Raw genomic sequence first — 517 nt, 5'->3', positions numbered from 1 at the left:
TAGCAAGGTGGTCCCACTCCTTCCCATCCCGAACAGGACAGTGAAACGCCTTTGCGCCGATGATAGTGGACGGACGTCTGTGAAAGTAGGTCATCGTCAGGCTTTTATTGCGCAAACCCCCACAGGTAAGCCTGTGGGGGTTTGTTTTTAGTGAGAACCTATGTTCCATGCAGCCGAAGGAGATTCTCCAGCTCGGCGGCGATGCAGGACAGAGTGCAAATTAGGCAGAAGCCAGTTGCAATCGCTGCAAAAATGGTGATATAGTTACGAGCTTGGCTGCTACCGAAAAATCAGGGTTTGTCCTGGCATTTCGATAGCTGCTAGGGCAGGGCGAAAGTCCTGGCGAGACCTGAAGAGGTCGCCGCAAGCAAGCGATGCAACTGCGTAAAGCAGAAAGCGAAGCTGGCTTGACAAGCGATAAAAACTTCTTCATAATCTCGTTTCTCTGCTGCAACGAAAGCGACGACGCAAAAGCGAAGTTCGCCGAAGTTAAAGGCAGAAACCAGTAGTACAGAAT

The 517-nt window shown here is 50.9% G+C and carries 1 protein-coding gene and 1 rRNA gene; one reads left to right on the top strand and one right to left on the bottom strand.

Features of this window, described 5'->3' with window-relative positions:
* Positions 1 to 102, top strand: a 5S ribosomal RNA gene (rrf, locus tag HV786_RS27225); the annotation flags it as partial.
* A 218-nt stretch (positions 103 to 320) separates the two neighbouring features.
* Here rrf and HV786_RS27255 read toward each other — a convergent pair.
* Positions 321 to 517: hypothetical protein (locus tag HV786_RS27255; protein ID WP_217472133.1), on the bottom strand; the 197-nt coding region annotated here is incomplete at its 5' end.

The organism is Achromobacter mucicolens, from assembly GCF_902859725.1.
Classification (GTDB): domain Bacteria; phylum Pseudomonadota; class Gammaproteobacteria; order Burkholderiales; family Burkholderiaceae_B; genus Achromobacter; species Achromobacter mucicolens.
Note: the sequence above shows the minus strand (reverse complement) of the source record. Positions and strands in the feature narration are given on the sequence as shown.